This is a genomic window from Leptospiraceae bacterium, assembly GCA_015075105.1.
Lineage (GTDB): Bacteria > Spirochaetota > Leptospiria > Leptospirales > Leptospiraceae > JABWCC01.
Genome location: JABTUZ010000001.1, coordinates 477,004 through 496,299, shown reverse-complemented (window position 1 = coordinate 496,299; position 19,296 = coordinate 477,004). Strand labels below are relative to the sequence as shown.

Below are 19,296 nucleotides of genomic sequence, written 5' to 3'. Positions count from 1 at the left end.
CAAGTCTTTATTTTTTAGCTTCGATTATAGATTTATCTTTTATTTGAAAGATGCGATCAAAATTGTTTAGAAATACTTTTTCTAAATGGTGGGTGATAATAAAAAAAGAAATTCTTTTTTCATTTGAATATCTTTTTATAAGATTCGATATTCTATTCCTTGAGCCTTTGTCCAGAGCGTCCATCGGCTCGTCTAAGAAAATAAAATTTGCTCCGGACAATAATGATCTTGCGATAAAAACTTTTTGTAGCTCTCCACCACTACACTCACGAATTAATTTTTGCAATAAATGTTCTATACCGATTTCTTTTAGAATTTCTTTTTCTTCAAGGCTTATTCCCTTTTTTTTCTTAAAAATATTTTCTAACTTCCCCGATAAAAAAATTACTTCTCTAACACTAAGAGGATATTCTAACTTCATTTTTTTAAATTGCGGAACCATCGACATAGTTGTATTTTCAGAAATCTTTAATATTCCAGAAATCGGGTCTATTAACCCGGCGATACACCGAATCAAAGTAGTCTTACCGCTCCCATTCGATCCGATCAATGCACAGTATTCACCTTTGTATATTTCTAAATCAATATTTTTTAAAACAGGCTCGCTTGGTGAATAACCGATAGACAATTCTTTTAAACGAATTACACTTTCTTTTTTTTGCATTACTGGTTACTTCCCGTTTTTTGAAGGGCTGATTTTAAATTAGAAAGCATGTTATGGATAGAATCTTGGTATGTGTTTATATCTTTCATAGAGCCGACAGAGGTAGGCATGGTGACGATAATAGAACCCGGTATATGGCTTGACACGAATTCTGCATACTTCGGATTGTTGACAGGAGATATTAGAATAACTTTGATTCCGCTTGATTTCATTTTCTTGATTACAGTTTCTAAATAGTGATTTGAAGGGGGAATACCCGGTCTTTCTTCTAAAGAAAGGTCTGCGTTAAATTTGAATCTATTCGCAAGGTAGGCAAACTCGCTGTGGAACACTGCTACCTTAGAGCCAAAGTAAGGTTGGAAGCTACGCATTTCTTCTTTGACTAATTGAACCATCTTTTTTTTGAATATTTCTTGATTCTTTTTGTAAAATTCTGAATTCTCCGTATCTACTCTTTGCAGGGTTTCTAAAATCGTAACTGAGATTTGAATTGCGTTTACAGGATCCAACCAATAATGAGGATTTCCGTAAATGTGCATATCCCCCATAGACCGATCTACCTTAGTAGTAGGTCTTCCTAAAATTTTCACTCCAGAAGATGCGTCGCAATACCCGTCTCTGCCTTTTTGAATTTTGCTATTTCTGGATTGTTGCAAAAGTAGAGGAGACCAACCTATTTCTAAATCAAGTCCTATTTCACAAAACACATCCGCAGTGTTTAGTTTGACTAAAAAATCCGGTCGAGTTAAAACATAATGAGGATCGTCAAAACCTCGGATCAAGGCTTGTGATGAAATTTTTTCTTTACCAATCTCATCTGCAATGTATTTTAAATCGGTTGTGGTAGTCACAACTTTGATTTGTCCAAACACCGGAATGCTAATCCAGAATAAAATATTCAATAGAACTCTCAAAAGTTTTCTCCTTTTCTTTTTCACCTAATACGCATGAGGGGGGTGAGACCCTAAAATAAATGTACACTGCAAATATACCTGATATGTGACCATCTGTGGTTTTGAAGTCTGGCTATTAGGATTTTCAGTATATTCTTTGATCCATTCTTCGTTAGATTTTACTGAATACGCACTGGACCCTATAGTCAAATCTTTACTATATCTTCTTTCAAAAGACAATCGAATAAACGAAAATTCCGATGGTTTAAATGTGACCTGAGGGGTGTATGCCATTTCTGAATTCTCTGCGAGAAATCCTTGTTTATTTCTAAGATTTGGAATCGTAAAATAATCAAACCGAAATCCTAAACTCCACTGTTCATGAAATTGATAGTCTGCAAAAATATAATAACCTACCTGTGTCTCCATCGGTGTCTTAGTCCTTTGAAAAGTCAACAAATCAAAACCATCAGGATAGCGGGTTTCTCTGTACCAAACTTCTCCCATAAGCATAAAAGACTTTAAAAAAGACCTATTCCATCTTAATAGAAAATCTGCGCCATACTGAGTGCGAATTGTTTTATTTGAATTAGAGTCAGGCTCATAGCGAATTGCAGTGAGTCCGAATTGAGTTCCCCAATTGTTTCCAATATAGTAAAAATTTTTCAGATGGATGTAACTCATAGGGTTATTTTTAGGGGAACCTGCGCTGTGGGAATGCCCCCAAGAACGACCGTTTGTGGCACCGATTACAATTTCTTGAGTGAGTTTTTGCCAAGGAAGTAAAATATTGAATTCTGCTCCTGTATCCTGAATAGCTTCTTTATCCATCAGCTTGGAATGTACAATAGGAGCAGTTGAAAAAACCCAATCGTGTTGGTGGATTCTGTTAAGTCTCCCCAAATCTAAAAACATTTTTCCGGCTTTTACTGTAACCTGCTTCAATAAAAATGGGAACACTGCGTTGGCTTCATGGATTTCAAAAACGTATTCTCCATTTTCGTTGTGAGCTGCGATGAGTAGATTCCCCCGAATCATTTGATCCACTGCACCGGAAAAACCGATCTCTGCTCCCCTTACATCAAGATTATTTTCGGTAGTCTTATTTTTATTTTTATCCCACCCCCCGAGTAGATCAATTGCCGCATTTATATCCATCATCAAATTTTGTACATTTCGATCTATAGATGGAGAAGGAAAAATTTTTGGATAACCCAAGTTTTTAGTATCTTTTTTTTCTGTAGAGTTCTTAGTCACTTCTTCAATATCTTTATCTAATTCAAGCTCCCAATCTTCTTGAATAGGCTCCGATTTGGTTGTAGTTTTTTTCTCCGTTTTTTTTTCTTTTACAAAATCTTCGTCCGACTGATTTTTGACAGGCTCTACAGAAAAAATAGGGGCAGAAATCACCCCTAAGAAAAATAGAATTACGATAGGTTTCATTATTCTTGAATACTTCCACTCGACGCAATTTTTGTTCCAACTTTAAAATTGGTTAAAGTCACACCATTTAAAATAAACCCAAGTCCCCTCCCCGGAAAAGTTGTAGATACCTCAGCGTCATAAGAATAAGGAGATCCCTTAGAAACCACAGTGGAGCAAGAAGAAGGAAATAGAATTATATGAGCGTCTGTTTCTTCGTGAAATTCAATACAATACGTTGTTTTTTGTCCGACTGGAGTAGATAAAACTCCACTTCCTAAATTGGATGACGAGCCTGAAGTACCAAATGCCTGTGCAGTTGAATTTGTAAAACGCACCTTAGGGCCAGATAAAGCAGAGGGACTTCCATAAGCTCTCCCTACTACGTCTAAATAGGAATTTTGTGAATTTAAAATAAACGTAACTTCGATATTTACGTCATTACCCATTAACACATTTCCATTGGATGAAATCCTGCTTGAGTTGGAAGTGCCTGTAAGACCGGGTGATACGTTTTCTCCAGAAAATCCAATAGAGCTAAGAGAATTTTGACTGCACCCCGATACCTCGTAATTTGTCCGGGTCGGACTACTGACATTACCCGGATTGGAAATTGGTGCTACAGAAGAAGAAATGCAAGATGCACCTCCCTGCAATAGCAAAAGCACAATTGCAGCGCTATTGTTTTGTTTGGATTTTACTCCCTCGCAGTTCACAAATAGAACTACCAATAAATAATAGAATATATTTCTTAACATTGTTTTCCCTCATTTTTAAAGTTGAAATTACTTTTGTAAAAATTTGTTAATTGTAATTAACTTTCAGCGAAAGGAGGATCGCGACCCGGTAAAAAAAGAAATCTTAAAGATTTTTGAGTATTGATTTTTCCAATACTAAGACTATCTTTAAAAAATATATCTGAATAGGTTTTTAGAGGATTGTTTATCAGAAAAAACAAAGAGGAATGTAAAATATCGCAAACCTTGCATTCATTGTCAACTTTGACTGTGTGGTCAACGGTTAAAATCCCCTCTGCGTGAAAATGTAAGTTCTCTTCTTTGTGGGAATGAAAATTACTTCCAATAAAAAATATAAGAATTGTATAAAGTACAAATACAGAGACCGTACTTCGTAAAATTATGATATTCTTTGCATTCATTTTCATTCTTTCTCAAGATTTTTTACTTATATATAAATGCAACTCTATTTCATTATCATTATGAATATTTGAGCATTTTCTCTTCTAATTCAATTTTTTTAAACGGTTTTGGAAGTTTATCATTAAACCCGTATTCCCTTGGGTTTGCCATAATTGGGTCTTCCGAATAACCGCTTGAAACAAACGCAATAATATTTTTATCAAAATTTCTCAATTCTCGAATAGTTTCCTTCCCACCCATTCCCCCGGGTATAGTCAGATCCATAATAACAAAAGCAAAAGGATTTCCGTTATCTGTGCATTTTTTTATTTTTTCTAAGGCTTCAGTCCCATCTTTAGAATATTCTACCTCGTAACCCATATTGATTAGCATCTGCCCGTGAGCCTCTAATATGAAATCTTCATCATCCATAACCAAGACTCTTCCTACTCCTGTATGAGTTTTTTCTTGTTGAATCACTTTACTTGTCTGAACATTTCCTTTCACTACCGGAAGATAGATATGAAATGTGGTGCCTACGTTCAGTTCAGAATCTACAGTGATTTTTCCACCGTGCTTTTCTATAATCGAAAATACTGTAGGGAGTCCAAGCCCACTCCCTGAAGGCTTAGTAGAATAGAATGGGTCGAAAATTTTCGGTAAAATTTCTTGTGGAATCCCAACACCCGTATCTCTAAAAGATACCCATAAGTATTCTCCCTCTTCTAAAATCGAATTGTCTTTTGCATGAACACTTAAATTTTTTGCGGATACGGTCAGAATCCCTCCATTGGGCATGGCTTGAATCGAATTGATTACTAAGTTGTCAATCACTTGACCAATTTGGTTTTCATCAAAGTCTGTCAGTTGTAAATCTTCTGCAATCTCAAAAAAACAAGTTACATTAGACCCGCTCATTGCAAACTCCACAGATTCTTTTAACAAACTACCCAATTGGCCGGTCTGCTTGAAAGGAGACCCTCCTTTGGAAAATGTAATTAATTGATGGGTTAGGTCTTTTGCTCTGTTGAATACTTTGATAGCTTTTTCTAAATAGTCTTTTTCCTTGCTGCCCTTTGGGCTGATTTCTCTTGCGAGGTCTAAATATCCAAAAATTCCAGCAAGCAGATTATTAAAGTCGTGGGCAATTCCACCCGCAAACACACCCAGTGAAGCCAATTTATCTGCGCGTTGGGTGTACTCGATTAATTTTTGTTTATCCGATATATCTCTAAATACCAAAACGTATCCAATCGTTTTAGAACTGGAGTCGCATATCGGTGCAATACTATAAGCAATGATAAATTCTTTTCCGGTTTTGGAGATAAGAGAGATATTTCCTGTAAAGTCAGATTCTCCCCCTTTTTCGATCATTATATTTAAAATGCTTTCAAATTTCTCTGTAGAATTTTTATCGTGGATTCTAAATACTTCATCTATAAACTTACTTTTTGAATCTTCCTGACTCCACTCGGTCAGGATTTCTGCCTCACGATTCATCATTAAAATATTTCCTATACTGTTCATAGTGATCACTGCATCTCTAATACTTCGTAAGGTTACTGAAAGAAGCTCTTTTTCTTTTTCTAAATTTTTTTCTGCCTCTTTTCTTTGAGTAACATCTCTGGAAATCCCCAGAATGAAAATGCCCCCGTTTTTTTTATCTCGAAAATATCGAGTTGTCACCTCTACTGTTAAAATTCTACCATCTTTGTGGTATTGCTGATTTTCATCCCTATAAGTTTCATCAATTCCACTTTGAAATTTTCTTAATCTGTCTTCAATCGCATAAGCAACATTCTTTCCGGAACTTGGAGTCATTGCAACTCCTGCTTTATTGTTCAAAATCTCTTCTTGCGTAAATCCTCTTAAATTGTAAATCGAAGGACTTACATAAGTGAAGTTTTTGGTTACAGGATTCAAAATCCAGATCACATCAGATGAATTTTCTGCAATTAGTTTGTATTGCTCTTCTATTTTTTTAATTTTTTCTTCTGACTTTTTATTTTCAAATATATTGTACATTAGAATTAATATATGATTTTCCCCATTTAACAGAAATGAATCCAAATACGCCTGAATCCAAAATTCCTTACCAAAACTCGATCTACCGTGCAATTCAAGTTGCTTGGAAACATTTTTATTAATTACTTCTTGAATCAATGCGGACAGTTTAGAATCTTTTACAGTAATTAAATCCCATAAGCTCTTCTTTTTGAATTCGTCAAGACTTCCACCCGCAATTTCACAAGCTGCAGGATTTACAGAAATACACTCTCCTTTGGAATTGTATGTTAATATTCCTATTGGAGATAATTCGATAATTGTATTTACAAATTTTAAAGACTCTTTGATTTTTTTCTCTGCTATTTTTCTTTCTGAGATATCACTGATAGAACCAATAAGCCCGAAGGTCTGCCCTGCACTATTTTTCTTTACCTGTCCCTTGCACAGAAAATATCCATAATTGCCATCTTTTTTTTGAAACCTGATTTCTACACTAAACGGCTCTTCACTAAGTATGTATGCTCTCACATCTTCTTTACTCTTTTGTCTATCTTCCGGGTGCACAAGATTTAAAACCGAATCATAATTACTGTAAAATTCTTTTTTAGAATACCCGAGCATAAGATACACTTTCTCAGACCAATAAATTTTATTTGTTTGTATTTCCCATTCCCATATTCCGTCGTTACTCGCCTCTATTATAGATTTTAGCCGCTCTTCACTTTCTACGAGTGCATACTCTGCCGATTTCCTACTTGTAATGTCTTCAATAAATCCTTCTACTGCAATTAACTCCCCTGAGTCTGAGTAAACTCCGATTCCTTGATCTTCCACCCATTTCACTTCCTTGAGCGCAGATACAATTCTGTAGTTCACAATAAATCTTTCCTTCTTGTTTAAAGAAAAGTTGATCTCTTTTTCAACCCAATCTTTTTCATTTTCAAAAATTAAGTCTCTTAAATGAATTGTTTTTTTCTCCATAAAATCCGTAGATGGAGTACCACATACATCTAAACAACCCCGACTAATGAACTCTAAGGTTTTACTGGTATCGTTTCTATATCTATAAACTATACCCGGAAAGCTATCCATTAGGTTGGATAAAGTCCTTTCGCTTTTTTTTAAAGCAGTTCTGGATTCAAATAACTCCAAAGCCATTTCAATCGTTGACTTGAGAACTGAGTCTCCTGAATCCTTTAATAAGTATCCGTAGCGTGTGACTCCACGTACTTGATCTATAAACTCATCGTCTTCATAAGAGGTTAAAAATATGATAGGAATTTCACGCTTTTTCAGAATTTTGGTGGCTGTTTCTACTCCACTCATTCCCTTACCAAGGTCTATATCCATCAATATGAGGTTTACCTGTGGATTGGAACTCAGCTGATTTATTGCAGATTCTCCAGAGTTGGCTGTTAGTACATCATAACCAAATTTATGAAGGATTGTGTTTAATTTCAAAGACACAACCTTTATATCTTCTACTAATAAAATCTTCTTAGAATTCGGCATATTCTATTTCTTTTAAATATCCAGTAAAATCATTTAGATTGTAACAGTCGAGAAAATTTCGGATATTGTAAATAAAACAATAACTTTAGAACTTATTTTTGTGGACAAACTATTCTAAGTTTACAATGAATATATGAGATCTATGACTTGTTGGAGTATGAGAATTCTTTAATTACTAATTTTAACCCCCAACAATAAAAAAACTGTAGAGTAGATTTATTTTCGGGTTGTGGTGGTTTATCGCTTGGATTTCAAAACGCAGGTTTTGAAATCTTGGCAGCTTTTGACAAATGGGAACCTGCGATTAAGGTTTACAAAGAAAACTTTGACCACCCAATTTATGACACCGATTTAGGAAGTGATGAAGGACTTGATTTTGTAAAAAGCCTAAGACCGCAAATGATTATTGGCGAACCGCCTTGTCAAGATTTTTCAAGTGCAGGAAAACGAGATGAAACTTTGGGACGTGCCGACCTTACAATTTCTTACGCAAAAATTGTATCGGAAACAAAACCTGAATGGTTTGTAATGGAAAACGTTGAGCGAATTACCAAAAGTCGTATTCTGAAAGAAGCATTGCAAATTTTCAAAAAAGCAGGTTACGGAATTTCTTATCAAGTTTTAGACGCAAGTTATTGCGGTGTTCCGCAAGCACGGAAACGCTTCTTTTTGGTAGGACACAAACATTCGTCAGATAATTTAATTAATCCGTATTTCATCAAAAATCAGTCAAGCAAACCAATGACATTGTTTGACTATTTTGGCAATTCATTGGGCGTTGAGTATTACTACCGACACCCAAGAAGTTACGCAAGACGTGGCGTTTTCAGTATTTACGAGCCAAGCCCAACCATTCGTGGCGTGAATAGACCAATTCCCAAGGGTTATTCAAAGCACGAAGGCGACCCGATAGATATTTGCGATAAAGTTAGACCGCTAACAACCAAAGAACGCAGTTTAATTCAAACGTTTCCTGAAAACTTTGTTTTGTGCGGAAGCAAAACAGACCTTGAACAAATTATAGGAAACGCTGTTCCTGTAAAACTTGGCGAATTTGTTGCGAATTGTATCAGAGAATACATTAACGACAGAGAAGAAAACAAACTTGTTTTGTCGGGACAATTAGAACTTATTTTTTAATAAGAAAATCGTAATTTATCATTTCTTATTCTTCTGGCTATGGTATTTATACAACATTTCACGAAGAGTAGTTTTTAGCAGATTTTTAATGTCGAGGTTGTTTTCGATATCTATCTGATCGAATAAAAAAGGCATGACAACCGGATCGTCAATTTTCTCCAAAGATAGAATTGCTTCTTTACGCAAATCGTTTGGTGAGGTAGCCTTAATTATATCTAAAAGAATTGAGACTGCATTCTTTTCTTTGAGTGCCCCAAGAGCACGAACAATTTCTAATTTAACAGGATTTTGAGACTCGTATCTTAAGCCGGTTAGCAAAGACTGAGAAGCAGAGCTCACATTCAACATAGCTATTGCCTGAGCTGATCGGATCCTAACTTCAGTGGACTTATCGTCTTTTAGTGTAGTGATAAGCCCTCCACCTCCTCCGTGATTTCCAAGTGCTATCAAAGTTTCGATCATGGATAATTTTAATTTTGTGATCTGCTCTTTCTCCATAGCTTGAGAAATAAACCGAGAATAATAAGGATCTCGAATCATATAAATTGCCTCAACAGTAGCATTTCTCACTTCCGAGTTCTCATCAAAAATTGTTTTCTGAAATATATATGTTTTGTTTTTATTATACAAATTCTTTAAACTGGTTACTGAATATTTTCTCACTTCATAGTTAAGATCAGAATTTGCCATATTCGATACAGTGTAGTATTTTTCTTTTAGGTTGAGTTTTTCAATAACCAAAACACATTCGCTCCTAATAGCAGGGCTTGGATCGCTCATCAGCTTAGGCAATAATGAAAGAATTCTATCGTCTTTAAAATAGACAAGGGATTCTAAATAATATTTTTTTAAAATTCCATTTTCAGAATTCCCTAATTCAAACAAAAACGGAATTGCCCTATCATCATTTAACGACCCAAGTGCTTTGTATGCAGAAACTCTTACAGAGTAAACAGGGTATTTTAAAAAGTTAGTCAAAGAATACAATAATCTTCTTTCTTTACGATTTTCTATAAAAGAAAAAATTTCGATATAGTTAGACTCTTCTCGATCATTTTCCAATATCCACTCAAAGTCTTCAGTCCATTTTGGGTGGTACTTATCTATATCCACACCATAAGATTTGTAGAGTAAGATAATTGCAGTAACAACGCTTGCATTGGAATCTGAATTTCTCAATATTTCAGGCAATAAAGGAATCAAATCCTCTCTATTCAAAACCTTGATCGAAGAAATTGCTTCGATTTGTGACTGGCCTTTTTTAATTAATTTTTCCCTAAATTCATCTTTGACATCATTAGAAGAATAAATAGGTTGAATAAAAAAAAGAGTAGAACAGAGAAAACTAATTATTTTGAATACACGCATAAACCACTCGCTATCACATCATATTAAAAAAAAATATTTTCCAGTAAATTCTTTTTTTAAATTTCATCAATCAATTTACGTTTGATTTAATTTGAATAGAGATTTTTATTTGTATTATGACAAACTTGAAATACATCGAAAACTCCAATACCAATCCAGCGCTCCTTCCATTTGATATTACCGGCTACACAGGAAACAGGGGGAAAAACTTTTACAAAGAAGATACTATTCTGAAAAGAATCATCATGAATAGTTTTTCAAATTCAAAAATAGACTTTCAGCAAGCAGTCGAAAATCATCTTTCCAATTACGGCAAGCTAATCGGTGAGACCATAGACCCACTCGTAGATGCTTGTCACAAAGAAGGGAAGTACGGTGAAATCATAAAATACGACAATACCGGAAATCGAATTGATGAAGTTAGATACTCTCCCGAACAACTTGAAGTTCGAAAACGAATCTATGAATATGGAATTATCAATTTAGATTTTCATCCCAATTGGAAGCACCCTTTTACTTTTCTCCACAAAATGTCGCTTGCCTATTTGACCAATATGTGTGGTGAAGCCGGGGTAACCTGTCCCACTGCAATGACCGATGGGATGATTCAAGCATTAAAATCCTTAGGTACAGAAGAGCAAAAGAAAAAATACCTTCCTATAGTTGCGGGGTATGGAAGTAACTCCCACTTCATGGCGGGCCAGTATGTAACAGAGAGAGTTGGTGGAAGTAACGTCTCGGCAGGCAGAACTATTGCCAGAAAGAAAGAAAACGGGAAGTGGGCTTTAACCGGAGAAAAATGGTTTTGCTCTAATCCGGGAGATTTATGGGTTACGAGTGCAAAAATAGAAAATACCAATACAATCGGATTATTTTTAGTTTCGAGACTAAAAGACAACGGTGAATTAAACAACCACCATATTTTAAGAAAAAAAGACATTATAGGCTCTAAGGGTAAAATAACCGTAGAAATAGTTTACGATGAAGTGGAAGCTGAAGAATTAGGAAGAACCTCTCACGGAATTGCCAACCTAATCAAGTTTGTAATTAAAGTTTCCAGAATTCATGTTTCTATTGCTTCTCTCGGTTTTAGTCGTAGAGGATTTATGGAAGCATTTGAATATACGAAAATGAGAGAGGCTTACGGAAAAAAAATAATTCAGTTTGGATCTGTCTTACGCTCTTTGACTGAAATGAAAATTTTACACACAATACTTACCTACTCTGTTTTTAGAAACTATTCGTACATAGAAAATTCTGAAAATATAGAATTGTTGCTCACTCCCCTTTTAAAATACATATCCACTACACATTCTACTTGGTTATTACACGAAGCAATCATTCTTCACGGAGGAAATGGAATACTTGGAGATTTTTCTCCCCTCCCAAGATTGTTGAATGACTCCATCATCAACGAAACATGGGAAGGAACTCATCACATCATCACCGACCATGCACTCCATGCCTTTCAAAGACCTAAGGTAAAAGAATCATTTTGGAAAGAATTGAATTCCAATATGTCCGGTTTAGAAAAAGAAGAAGACTTAAAAAATCCTTTAATAGTTTTTAATGAGAAAAAATTAGAATTAGAAGAAGCGTTAAAAAACTCTAAGGACTGGATCGAAATGAATCGCTTGCCAATCTGTGATTTGATTTACTCTTTATTTTCCATCTCTGAAATTATTCGACAAGTAAGGGAATGCGAAAATAAAGAAACAAAAGAAATCCATACTTATATCGCAAACGGATACGCTGAAATCATTCAAAGAGGGAGACTCAACCAAACTAACCCAAACGGAATATTTTCAGATAAAATAAAAATGGAAAAAATTGTGTACTATTAATTTTTATTTTTCTGAAAAAATGGAAATGGTTTTCGGTTTTCGTCCAAGCATACAAACACGACTTTACAAGTGATAATTTCTTTTTTTTCCTTACTTACACTGTTGAAAGCGATAGCGGTAGTTCTTACTGTAAGGGAGGAACTACCCTTTTTCTCAATAGAAGCATAGATCTGAATAATGTCTCCATTTCTACCGGGATTTTTAAAGAAAATATCATCCATATTGACTGTAACAATGTTTGTGTAAGAAATTTTTTCCATAACATAAAGTGCACAAGCTTCATCTATCCAAGAAAGCATGACCCCGCCAAATAAATTTCCGTGAGCATTCAAGTCCTTTGACATGATAATGTGCTGCGTGACTAAATCCATATTTTCAATATTCATTTTTTTCTCCCAATTCACTGGATGGACATATTTTGTTTAAAGGACAATTTTCACAAAGTTTCTTGTTTGCTTTACAAAACTCCCTTCCCAAAAAAACAAAATAAAGAGAAAGATTTTTCCAGAACTCTTTAGGAATAGAGTTCATAAGCTCCTTCTCAATTTTTACAGGATCGGTAAAATTCGTAAATCCCAATCTTTTTGAAACCCTTTTGACGTGGGTGTCAACAACGATCCCTTCAGAAATTTCAAAGATTTCATTCAATACTACATTGGCGGTTTTTCTTCCAATCCCGGGAAGCCCCGTAAGCTCTTTTATGGTAGATGGAATTTTCCCATTATAGTCTTGCAGAATTTTTTTGGCAAATCCTTGGATCGATTTAGATTTATTTTTATAGAAACCGGTTGAATAAATATACTTTTCAATTTCTGATAAGTCTGCATTTGCATAGTCTTCTAATTCTGGAAATTTTTTGAATAATTCAGGAGTGACTGTATTGACTCGGTTGTCTGTACACTGAGCACTTAAAATTACAGCAATTACTAATTCGTAAGGTTTTTTGTAATTTAGAGGACAAGAAAGCTCCCCGTAATATTCCTGTAAAATTTTAAAAATTATTGTTGAATCGGGAGCTTTGAATACAGGTTTACTTAGTATTTTTTTTATTTACAGATTTATTTTGAACGGTTTTTTTTTGAATGCCGACGTATTTTTTAGGCGCAAGAACTTTTAAAGATCCACCATTGTCTTTGATTGCAGACTTTAAACCTTTGTTTCTTAGAGTTCGGAGAGCTCTGGTAGATAGTCTTACTGTAACCCATCTATTTTCATCTTCAAGAAAAATGCTTTTTTTAACGATATTTACCTTCCAAATTCTACGAGTTTTTAAATGAGAATGTGAAACTGCATTCCCAAACATTGTTCCTCTACCGGTAACTACACATTTTCTTGCCATATTTTACTCCCATATCCAATCTAAAAAATTAGCATTTTAAGTCAATTCAATTGTGATTTCTTTCTTTAAAACTTGCATTGCCTCTTCAGGAGAATCTACAAAGTGAAGTAATTTCAAGTCTTCTTCGTGGATAAGTGAATTTTCAACTAAAACCTCAAAGTGAAGAACTTTTTTCCAAAATTCAGTTCCATACATGATCACGGGTTGAATCTCAGTCGCTTTTTTAGTCTGCATCAGAGTTAACGGCTCAAACAATTCATCCAAGGTGCCAAATCCACCCGGAAAAATAATTAGAGCCTTAGATAAGTTTAAAAACCAGAACTTTCTCATAAAAAAATAGTGAAACTCAAAACACAGACTATCCGTAACGAATGGGTTTGGGACTTGCTCGTAAGGTAGTGAGATATTGAGTGCTACACTAACCCCACCGGCATCTAATGCACCTTTATTTCCGGCTTCCATAATTCCGGGTCCACCTCCAGTGCACACCAAAAGCCTTTTTTCAGTTTGAGAAATTTCTTGCCCCCACTCAGTAATCATCTTGGATAAGGCTCTTGCTTCATCATAATACCTGCACAGATTTAACTTATTTTTAGTTCTGGAGATAGTTTTCTCGTCTGCACCATTTTGAGTCAGTCTTTCCAATTCTTTTTCTACTACGGCTCTTTCGCGAATCCGTGCCGATCCAAAAAATACGATCGTGTCTATAACATTTTGTTCATGAAACGATGAGTTGGGGTAATAGTACTCCGATAATATTCTAATCGTTCTTGCTTCTTGGGAGTGAATAAATCTTTGATTTTCGTAGGCTTTTCGTGACATATTGTCAAAATAGAAAACTCAGTCAAAAAGTAAAAAGCTAAAATTGACATCAAAATAAAAAATAGGTTTTTTTTTATAGATTTTCGTTTTCATATTTGCATAATGGGTAATACTCATAAAATTGTTTTACTTTTTTGTTATGAAAAACAAGTTAGAAAATTTCTATTTTCTCTATTTTGATTTAATTCAAAAATCAAAGAATTATTTTACAAAGTGGACGAATTCTATTCAAAAAAAGTGGAAAATTTTACATACTATCAAATCGTACGAATTTATTTCTACAGCAAAAGATACAAATCTTACCTTAGCAGAGCTTTCTCGATTTTTTGAAAATGAAAATTTAGAAAAATCTTTTTTTGACTCTCCCTATTTTCACTCTACTAAAGATTTTCAAATTTCAAAATCCAAAACTAAATTAATTTTCGAGCCTAACACAGGTGATGCGTATATCCAAGAAAAGTTTTTATTGGGAGAGTGGAAACTGAAAAGAAAAATATTTCCAATGCCAAACGGAAAGTCTGGATTCCACGAAATTTTCCAATTTACTCCGACAAATTTTTTATTAGAATTTCTCATAAGAATTGTGCATAAACCTTTTACAAAAAAGATACAAGAATTTATAGAGCTAAGAATACAAACTATAGACCACCTAATTTTCAACATACGTCCTACCCCCAAAAAAATTCATCTGTTTAGATTAACTGCTCCTACAATACATTCAGTAGAAAATTCTATTCAAAATATCTATATTCTGCCGTTTTTCTATGAACTGAAATTATTAAAAAAATACATACCGAAAAAGTTTACCCCAAAATTTTTCGGGAAACATATACTTGTGCAATGTGTGCTGTATCAAATTCAGGCGACTCAAATCGAATTCTCTAACGGCAAAATACTCAGAGAAATTTTCTCCAAGAGCCTGCCAAAAAAAATAGACCTATACGTGGAATCTTTTCCCTATTCGGACGAGAAAGTTGTCGGGTTAGAGACTGAGACAATAAAAATCGGCTCGATTTATCCAAACCAAGCACTTTTAAAAAAGGAGGCAGAATGGGATTTTTCTCCAATAGAAATAACCGGGGTTTCTGTTAATTTTCAACCTACTAAAAAAAGTATATCTTTATTTATAGGAGACAATTTCTACTCCTATATTCCTATTATTGAAAATTCTCCCGGAGATCATTTTTTGGAATTCGGAATATCAAAGTCAGATAGAGTTGTACCCTTTGCATTTTCAAATTCTGAAAATCCGTTCTTGGGGCATTACATCTCTTCTGGATTAAAAAAAGAAAAAGTATAAGCTCTAATAGTTTTTTATTTAGCTACTTTATTTCTAATCCCAATCCATATCTCTGGTAAATAAGCACCTACTATTATTAGAACCAATCCACCTACAGTCCATTGCGTAAAAATACTGTTTGCAGTGAATCTGTCTAATCCAATATTTACAATACTCACAAACCATCCGGTTACGATAAAACAAAGTCCAAAAAAATGCGGGACAGTAAATTTTTTAATTGAATCAAGCATAAGTTTTCCTATTATTTATTCTTCTAAATTTTATATTATGTGTATCTCTTCTTTAACTCTCTTGCGTAGGTTAAATCGGTAGTGAGTAACCTCATTCTTTTTACAAGGTACGAGCTGATAGCTTTATAAAACTTCTTCTCCATTTCTATACTCGAAGACAAAACAGATTGCAAATCACTATAGGTAATTTCCAATAACTCAGTTTTTTCGACTGCCTCAACCGATGCAGATCTTTTTTCTCCATCTAAAAATGGCAATTCTCCAAAATGATCGCCGGCACTAATTGTTGTCAAATTCACATCGTCTCCGTCTTTTGTATTTGTTACGATTTTCAAAGTACCATAACGCACTACATAAAAAGAAGAAGCCGTGTTTCCAGAACTGAATAGAACTTCTCTTTGATTCAACACAATATGTTGAACTTTTGATGCTATTGCTTCAATTTCATCTTCTGAAAATTTAGCAAATAAATAGATATTTTTTAAAATATCCTCATTACTATCCATGTTTATTTCCCCCTAATCCTATCAATCAAATCCAAAATCCAAGCCCAAATGATCCAAAATATATTCGTCTTGGAGTATCTTTCAATCAATTCTTTGCTTCTTTGCAATTCTTCGTTTGTAAAGTCCAATCTGGAAGTATTTTCATCTGCCTCAATCAAAATTCTGTCCTTTTTGTTTTTTATATCAACAACTTTGACTTCAACATGCTCCCAGCCAAGCTCTCTGACTGCTTCAAGCCTTCTCTCACCAGCAATTAATTTATTATCTAAATCTATGATAATCGGGTGGAGTAAGCCTATACGGTGGATAGACTCTTTCAACGCAGAAATATCACCTCGATCCAATCGGATTCTATTTTTAACTTTTATATCTGATACACGTATTTTCATTCTAATTCAATATTTTTAAACCCTCACTCAAGAAGAAAGAAAAATTTATATTGCGAAAACCTATTCTATTATTTTCGATAAAAACATGAAACATTTTTTAGTCCACTTAAATTATATTGTCCCCATAGAAACAGTTGACAAGTATTTAATCGCTCATAGAGAGTTTTTAGACTCCGGCTATGAAAAGGGCATTCTATTATCCTCAGGTCCTAAAAACCCAAGAAATGGCGGTCTTTTTATTGCCAGAGCAGAATCACTCGAAGAACTAATGGATTTTTGCCAGAAAGACCCTTTTTTTATAGCAAAATGTGCAAATTACAGTTACGAGGAATTTATCCCGGTGAAATTTCAAAAAGAAGTAAGAGACTGGTTTACAAAATAAAAGCCAGATATTCATCAAAGTAGCTGAAATTTCCGATTTGCAAATATAGGCTATTATATACTACTGGTTTTAAGATATATTTCTTTTTTCAATATTGATAGAATTGGAATTATATAGAAAAGAACTTTAAAAAGGATTGTTCAATGTCTTTAAAAAATTTTATATTTACTTCAGAATCAGTCTCAGAAGGTCATCCAGACAAAGTATGCGATCAAATCTCTGATGCTATTTTAGACGCTTATTTAGAAGGTGATTCTAAATCGAGGGTAGCTTGTGAAACTCTCGTAACTACAAATCTATGTGTTATTGCAGGAGAAGTTACCAGCAATACAAAAGTAGATGCTCAAGAGATCGCAAGAGATGTAATACGCGATATTGGATACACAGACATTACTATAGGATTTGACTCTGAATACGCAGTAGTCCAGTCTCACTTACACAGGCAAAGCCCTGATATTTCTCAAGGTGTAACCGAAGGAGAGGGGCTTTTTAAAGAGCAAGGGGCAGGAGACCAAGGTCTTATGTTTGGCTTTGCCATAAATGAAACTCCTGAGCTAATGCCGGCACCGATTTATTATTCTCACGAGCTTATGAAAAAGCTATCTGACATTCGTCATTCAGGGCAACTCAAATTTTTACGCCCTGATGCCAAATCTCAAGTAACTGTAGTTTATGAAAACAACATACCTACAAGGATAGAAACTGTTGTGATTTCTACCCAACACACACCGGATATTTCTCACAGTACAATCACAGAATCCGTAATCGAAGAATGTATTAAAAAAGTAATCCCTGTAAATCTTCTGACTAATACAAAGTTTTTTATCAACCCTACAGGAATTTTTATAGTGGGCGGTCCTCACGGGGATACAGGACTTACCGGAAGAAAGATCATTGTAGATACCTACGGGGGGTATGGTCGCCATGGTGGAGGAGCATTTTCGGGGAAGGATCCTTCTAAAGTTGACAGATCGGCTGCGTATATGGGAAGATATATAGCAAAAAATATTGTAGCCGCAGGACTTGCATCCAAGTGTGAAGTTCAATTGGCTTATGCCATCGGGGTAGCCGAGCCTGTGTCTGTGCTTGTAGATACATTTGGAACTGCAACAATTTCAGACGAAGAAATCGTAAAAAGAGTGAAAGCCAATTTCAAGCTCACCCCAAAAGGAATAATCGATACCCTAAAATTACTCGAAAAAGGCAGAAGATACAGGGACACTGCCGCTTATGGTCACTTCGGCAGAACAGGAGAAACTTTCACCTGGGAAAAAACAGATAAAAAAGATGCACTAAAAGGGTAATATGGGATCGATTGAAACTGTAAAACCAAGCCTAAAAGCAACCCGTGACGGTTACGGTGATGCGTTGGTCGAACTCGGAGAAAAATTAAAAAATGTAGTGGTGGTGGATGCAGACCTCTCTGCATCAACAAAAACAATTCTTTTTAAAAAAAAATTCCCAGATAGATTTTTTAATGTAGGTGTAGCGGAACAAAACTTAGTCGGGCACGCTGCCGGTTTATCTCTTAGTGGATTAATCCCATTCGCTTCCTCTTTTGCTATGTTTCTTTCAGGAAGGGCGTGGGAGATTATAAGAAATACGGTTGCCTATCCAAAACTAAACGTAAAGTTAGTAGCTTCTCACGGTGGAATTACAGTGGGTGAAGATGGAGCTTCTCACCAGTGCATTGAAGATTTTGGAATCATGAGAGTGATACCGGAAATGACCGTACTGTGTCCGTCCGACTACACTGAAACAAAGCAAGTCATTCACGAGATCGCCGAATTCAAGGGGCCTGTGTATGTAAGAGTGGGACGACCAGCCATCCCAATTATTGAAAGAAATCCTAAATATAAATTTAAGATCGGAAAAGCAGAAGTTTTAAGAGAAGGAAAAGATGTTTGTATTATCGCATGCGGTATAATGGTAAACGAAGCCTTGATTGCATCTGAAATCTTAGAAAAAAATAAAATAAAAACAACGGTTATCAATTCTGCAAGTATCAAACCTCTTGATAAAAAGACAATTTTAAAATACGCTAAACTTTGTAAGGCAGTCATCACTTGCGAAGAGCATAATACAATAGGTGGACTTGGATCTGCAGTAAGTGAATTTTTATCTGAAACTTACCCTGTGCCTGTTTTTAAAGTTGGAATGAAAGATGAATTTGGAAAATCAGGCACTTGGCAAGAACTAATGGACTATTTTGGTCTAAGAGCAAAAAATATTGCCAAAGAAGCACAAAAGATTATGCAATTTAAAAAATTAAAAAAATAAACTTAGAAATTGTATTAAAAGAATTCTTTTATATAAAAAAAAGAAGTAATCGAATTTCT

The 19,296-nt window shown here is 34.8% G+C and carries 19 protein-coding genes and 1 pseudogene; 6 read left to right on the top strand and 14 right to left on the bottom strand.

All coding sequences use genetic code 11. From position 1 onward, the window contains the following. Positions 1-7: 7 nt before the first annotated feature. From HS129_02490 to HS129_02465, 6 genes are read right to left on the bottom strand one after another with little or no spacing between them, the layout of a single operon-like run. Positions 8-664, bottom strand: a complete 657-nt coding sequence (locus HS129_02490) for an ATP-binding cassette domain-containing protein (GenBank protein ID MBE7410921.1) — start codon at positions 662-664, stop codon at positions 8-10. Then, entirely contained in the window at positions 664-1,602 is a 939-nt protein-coding gene (locus HS129_02485) for a zinc ABC transporter substrate-binding protein (GenBank protein ID MBE7410920.1), read from the bottom strand. Before HS129_02485 ends, HS129_02490 begins: the two co-directional genes overlap by 1 nt. Continuing rightward, on the bottom strand, positions 1,603-3,000 hold the full coding sequence (locus tag HS129_02480; protein ID MBE7410919.1) for a hypothetical protein: 1,398 nt from the start codon (positions 2,998-3,000) through the stop codon (positions 1,603-1,605). Beyond that, positions 3,000-3,737, bottom strand: a complete 738-nt coding sequence (locus HS129_02475) for a hypothetical protein (protein ID MBE7410918.1) — start codon at positions 3,735-3,737, stop codon at positions 3,000-3,002. Before HS129_02475 ends, HS129_02480 begins: the two co-directional genes overlap by 1 nt. A gap of 56 nt (positions 3,738-3,793) precedes the next feature. Continuing rightward, positions 3,794-4,138 (bottom strand): hypothetical protein, encoded by a 345-nt coding sequence (locus HS129_02470; protein MBE7410917.1) that lies wholly within the window; start codon positions 4,136-4,138, stop codon positions 3,794-3,796. A 58-nt stretch (positions 4,139-4,196) separates the two neighbouring features. Next, positions 4,197-7,637, bottom strand: a complete 3,441-nt coding sequence (locus HS129_02465; protein MBE7410916.1) for a PAS domain S-box protein — start codon at positions 7,635-7,637, stop codon at positions 4,197-4,199. A 210-nt stretch (positions 7,638-7,847) separates the two neighbouring features. Here HS129_02465 and HS129_02460 point away from each other — a divergent pair. Next, positions 7,848-8,777 (top strand): annotated as a pseudogene (locus HS129_02460) (DNA cytosine methyltransferase). Positions 8,778-8,795: 18 nt separating this feature from the next. Here HS129_02460 and HS129_02455 read toward each other — a convergent pair. After that, on the bottom strand, positions 8,796-10,145 hold the full coding sequence (locus HS129_02455; protein ID MBE7410915.1) for a HEAT repeat domain-containing protein: 1,350 nt from the start codon (positions 10,143-10,145) through the stop codon (positions 8,796-8,798). A gap of 125 nt (positions 10,146-10,270) precedes the next feature. Here HS129_02455 and HS129_02450 point away from each other — a divergent pair, with 125 nt between their 5' ends. Continuing rightward, a complete protein-coding gene (locus HS129_02450) occupies positions 10,271-11,989 on the top strand; it encodes an acyl-CoA dehydrogenase family protein (GenBank protein MBE7410914.1) in 1,719 nt (572 codons plus the stop codon). Here HS129_02450 and HS129_02445 read toward each other — a convergent pair. From HS129_02445 to HS129_02430, 4 genes are read right to left on the bottom strand one after another with little or no spacing between them, the layout of a single operon-like run. Then, positions 11,986-12,375: an acyl-CoA thioesterase gene (locus HS129_02445; GenBank protein MBE7410913.1), complete on the bottom strand. Its 390-nt coding sequence runs from the start codon at positions 12,373-12,375 to the stop codon at positions 11,986-11,988. The genes HS129_02450 and HS129_02445 overlap by 4 nt on opposite strands. Further along, positions 12,365-13,039 carry an endonuclease III gene (nth, locus tag HS129_02440; GenBank protein ID MBE7410912.1) on the bottom strand — a complete coding sequence of 225 codons (675 nt, stop codon included), beginning with the start codon at positions 13,037-13,039 and terminating at the stop codon, positions 12,365-12,367. Before nth ends, HS129_02445 begins: the two co-directional genes overlap by 11 nt. After that, positions 13,020-13,328 (bottom strand): 50S ribosomal protein L28, encoded by a 309-nt coding sequence (locus HS129_02435; GenBank protein ID MBE7410911.1) that lies wholly within the window; start codon positions 13,326-13,328, stop codon positions 13,020-13,022. The genes nth and HS129_02435 overlap by 20 nt, the downstream gene beginning before the upstream one ends. A 36-nt stretch (positions 13,329-13,364) precedes the next feature. Then, positions 13,365-14,150: a TIGR00730 family Rossman fold protein gene (locus tag HS129_02430; protein MBE7410910.1), complete on the bottom strand. Its 786-nt coding sequence runs from the start codon at positions 14,148-14,150 to the stop codon at positions 13,365-13,367. 139 nt (positions 14,151-14,289) lie between these two features. Here HS129_02430 and HS129_02425 point away from each other — a divergent pair, with 139 nt between their 5' ends. Beyond that, positions 14,290-15,450, top strand: coding sequence for a hypothetical protein (locus tag HS129_02425; GenBank protein MBE7410909.1), 1,161 nt, complete (start codon positions 14,290-14,292; stop codon positions 15,448-15,450). 14 nt (positions 15,451-15,464) lie between these two features. Here HS129_02425 and HS129_02420 read toward each other — a convergent pair whose 3' ends face one another. From HS129_02420 to HS129_02410, 3 genes are read right to left on the bottom strand one after another with little or no spacing between them, the layout of a single operon-like run. After that, positions 15,465-15,680 carry a hypothetical protein gene (locus HS129_02420; GenBank protein ID MBE7410908.1) on the bottom strand — a complete coding sequence of 72 codons (216 nt, stop codon included), beginning with the start codon at positions 15,678-15,680 and terminating at the stop codon, positions 15,465-15,467. A 35-nt stretch (positions 15,681-15,715) separates the two neighbouring features. Next, complete coding sequence (locus tag HS129_02415) at positions 15,716-16,186, bottom strand: cyclic nucleotide-binding domain-containing protein (GenBank protein ID MBE7410907.1); 471 nt, start codon at positions 16,184-16,186, stop codon at positions 15,716-15,718. 2 nt (positions 16,187-16,188) lie between these two features. Continuing rightward, positions 16,189-16,575 (bottom strand): ParB N-terminal domain-containing protein, encoded by a 387-nt coding sequence (locus tag HS129_02410; GenBank protein ID MBE7410906.1) that lies wholly within the window; start codon positions 16,573-16,575, stop codon positions 16,189-16,191. Positions 16,576-16,660: 85 nt separating this feature from the next. Here HS129_02410 and HS129_02405 point away from each other — a divergent pair, with 85 nt between their 5' ends. From HS129_02405 to HS129_02395, 3 genes are all read left to right on the top strand, one after another. Beyond that, positions 16,661-16,957: a GTP cyclohydrolase gene (locus HS129_02405; GenBank protein ID MBE7410905.1), complete on the top strand. Its 297-nt coding sequence runs from the start codon at positions 16,661-16,663 to the stop codon at positions 16,955-16,957. Positions 16,958-17,100: 143 nt separating this feature from the next. Continuing rightward, positions 17,101-18,261, top strand: coding sequence for a methionine adenosyltransferase (locus HS129_02400; protein ID MBE7410904.1), 1,161 nt, complete (start codon positions 17,101-17,103; stop codon positions 18,259-18,261). Position 18,262: 1 nt separating this feature from the next. Next, entirely contained in the window at positions 18,263-19,237 is a 975-nt protein-coding gene (locus tag HS129_02395) for a transketolase family protein (protein ID MBE7410903.1), read from the top strand. Positions 19,238-19,296: the final 59 nt, after the last annotated feature.

Bases quoted from the DNA above. Each gene is read 5' to 3' on its own strand.
- HS129_02490 (MBE7410921.1), bottom strand. From the start codon at position 664: ATGCAAAAAAAAGAAAGTGTAATTCGTTTAAAAGAATTGTCTATCGGT.
- HS129_02480 (MBE7410919.1), bottom strand. From the start codon at position 3,000: ATGAAACCTATCGTAATTCTATTTTTCTTAGGGGTGATTTCTGCCCCT.
- HS129_02475 (MBE7410918.1), bottom strand. From the start codon at position 3,737: ATGTTAAGAAATATATTCTATTATTTATTGGTAGTTCTATTTGTGAAC.
- HS129_02470 (MBE7410917.1), bottom strand. From the start codon at position 4,138: ATGAATGCAAAGAATATCATAATTTTACGAAGTACGGTCTCTGTATTT.
- HS129_02465 (MBE7410916.1), bottom strand. From the start codon at position 7,637: ATGCCGAATTCTAAGAAGATTTTATTAGTAGAAGATATAAAGGTTGTG.
- HS129_02455 (MBE7410915.1), bottom strand. From the start codon at position 10,145: ATGCGTGTATTCAAAATAATTAGTTTTCTCTGTTCTACTCTTTTTTTT.
- HS129_02445 (MBE7410913.1), bottom strand. From the start codon at position 12,375: ATGAATATTGAAAATATGGATTTAGTCACGCAGCACATTATCATGTCA.
- HS129_02435 (MBE7410911.1), bottom strand. From the start codon at position 13,328: ATGGCAAGAAAATGTGTAGTTACCGGTAGAGGAACAATGTTTGGGAAT.
- HS129_02430 (MBE7410910.1), bottom strand. From the start codon at position 14,150: ATGTCACGAAAAGCCTACGAAAATCAAAGATTTATTCACTCCCAAGAA.
- HS129_02425 (MBE7410909.1), top strand. From the start codon at position 14,290: ATGAAAAACAAGTTAGAAAATTTCTATTTTCTCTATTTTGATTTAATT.
- HS129_02420 (MBE7410908.1), bottom strand. From the start codon at position 15,680: ATGCTTGATTCAATTAAAAAATTTACTGTCCCGCATTTTTTTGGACTT.
- HS129_02415 (MBE7410907.1), bottom strand. From the start codon at position 16,186: ATGGATAGTAATGAGGATATTTTAAAAAATATCTATTTATTTGCTAAA.
- HS129_02410 (MBE7410906.1), bottom strand. From the start codon at position 16,575: ATGAAAATACGTGTATCAGATATAAAAGTTAAAAATAGAATCCGATTG.
- HS129_02405 (MBE7410905.1), top strand. From the start codon at position 16,661: ATGAAACATTTTTTAGTCCACTTAAATTATATTGTCCCCATAGAAACA.
- HS129_02400 (MBE7410904.1), top strand. From the start codon at position 17,101: ATGTCTTTAAAAAATTTTATATTTACTTCAGAATCAGTCTCAGAAGGT.
- HS129_02395 (MBE7410903.1), top strand. From the start codon at position 18,263: ATGGGATCGATTGAAACTGTAAAACCAAGCCTAAAAGCAACCCGTGAC.